Origin of the sequence: Neptuniibacter pectenicola (assembly GCF_001597735.1) — a bacterium.
GTDB classification, from domain to species: Bacteria; Pseudomonadota; Gammaproteobacteria; order Pseudomonadales; family Balneatricaceae; genus Neptuniibacter; species Neptuniibacter pectenicola.
In genome coordinates, this window is sequence record NZ_LUTS01000031.1 from 1 (window position 1) to 1,785 (window position 1,785).

The window sequence follows — 1,785 nt, forward strand, 5'->3', positions numbered from 1 at the left end:
GGTCACTACCGAACTGGCAACAGGTCGATATACGCCCTCACCGGTCAGACGCGTTGAAATCGATAAACCCGATGGTGATACTCGCCAACTGGGGATTCCAACCGTCTGTGATCGAGTGATTTAGCAAGCCATTTCCCAAGTCCTCACGCCCATCTTCGACCCGGAGTTCTCAAACCATAGTTTTGGTTTTCGTCCGGGCCGAAATGGGCAGCAAGCGGTTAAACAGGTACAAGGCATTATCAAGGAGGGACGCAGCATCGCGGTGGACATAGATCTCTCCAAGTTCTTTGACCGGGTTAATCATGACCTGCTGATGACGCTCCTGGGTCGCAAGATCAGGGATAAGCGTTTACTCAGGTTGATTAAGCTCTACCTTCGAGCTGGGTTTGTCGAGAACCAGTTCTATGGTGAGAGCCGAGAAGGTGTTCCTCAGGGAGGCCGGCCCATTATCTCCCCTGCTGGCTAACATCATGCTCGACCCTTTGGACAAAGAGCTTGAGAAGCGCGGTCACAAGTTCGCCCGCTACGCCGACGACTTTACGATAGTGGTAAAGAGTCAGCGAGCGGGTGAACGCGTATTGCGCAGTATCAGTCAGTACTTGCAAAACCGCTTGAAGCTGGTCGTCAATACCGATAAAAGTCGCGTCGTTAAAACCAGTGAGAGTAAGTTCTTGGGGTTTACCTTCAAGGCTGGTCGTATTCAATGGCATGAGAAAACGCTACTGAAATTTAAGCAGCGGATACGCATGTTAACGAATCGTAACTGGGGGGTGTCGATGAAATATCAGCTCTTCAAGACCAGCCAATTTATACGTGGCTGGATTAACTATTTTGGCATCGCCAATTGCTACCAACTCTGCGTCGATCTAGATCATTGGATTCGGCGCAGAATAAGGATGGCTTACTGGCGGCAGTGGCGAAAGCCACGCACCAAGGTAAGGAACCTGATGAGTCGAGGCGTCCACGTACAGGCGGCTGTTGCGTGTGGCATTACCAGTAAAGGCCCATGGCGAAGCTCTAAAACACCGGGGATTAATCAGGCATTATCCAATGCTTACTTAAAATCTCAGGGGCTTTATGAATTGCGCGATGGATGGATCAAGCTTCACCATTCTCAGTGAAACGCCCTGTGCGGATCCGCATGCAGGGTGTTGTGGGGGCTGAGGGTTAGAGACCCTCGGCTACCCGATTATGTGTTTTTCTCACGGCGAGAACCTTCAAAAACATATTTAACTACCAACAGTAACGGTAACAAAACAACCGACCAAATAGTTGAAAGGAATAGGATTGCCATGAGAATGGATATGCCGCCTCCCTCAAGCTCAAAATTAATGGCGTATGCGGTAACCAAAGATAAAACCACGCACACAAACGTCATTTTAATAGGCGGAAAGTAATACTTTTCAGGCAGCCATTTGGCTGACAATGACCAGACCAACAAACATGGGCCTGCCGAAAGGCATGCTAATAAAGCTACAATCCCTGCAAATATTATTATTTCCAACTACTGAACTCTCCCCGACACATAACGCTTAAAGCAGTTGCGCGCAGAGCGCGTCGAAATGACTTTTCTTGTGTACGCCCAGCATGGGCATGAACTAATGAGGTGAAAGTCCTCTGTAGGAAGGTCACCATCCATAGCGATTTATATCGTTTATTAGATGATAACTACTAGCGAATGGCAAGGGCCAACCTGCGAGGGACGGTCTAAAGGAAGCCTGACGCAAAACTGCGAGCTGATGAACAAGAACATCATATGAGGCGTAGGCTGGAGGCGAGTTGGCA

The 1,785-nt window shown here is 49.0% G+C and carries 3 protein-coding genes; 2 read left to right on the forward strand and 1 reads right to left on the reverse strand.

Annotated features, from left to right (window positions below):
* Positions 1–151: 151 nt before the first annotated feature.
* Both A3773_RS18400 and A3773_RS18615 read left to right on the forward strand, forming a co-directional pair.
* A complete protein-coding gene (locus tag A3773_RS18400) occupies positions 152–466 on the forward strand; it encodes a reverse transcriptase domain-containing protein (protein ID WP_269454512.1) in 315 nt (104 codons plus the stop codon).
* Complete coding sequence (locus A3773_RS18615) at positions 405–1,121, forward strand: group II intron maturase-specific domain-containing protein (protein WP_269454511.1); 717 nt, start codon at positions 405–407, stop codon at positions 1,119–1,121. The genes A3773_RS18400 and A3773_RS18615 overlap by 62 nt, the downstream gene beginning before the upstream one ends.
* A 68-nt stretch (positions 1,122–1,189) precedes the next feature.
* On the opposite strand, the gene A3773_RS16670 is transcribed toward A3773_RS18615, so the two are convergent.
* Complete coding sequence (locus A3773_RS16670) at positions 1,190–1,504, reverse strand: hypothetical protein (RefSeq protein WP_156473562.1); 315 nt, start codon at positions 1,502–1,504, stop codon at positions 1,190–1,192.
* Positions 1,505–1,785: the final 281 nt, after the last annotated feature.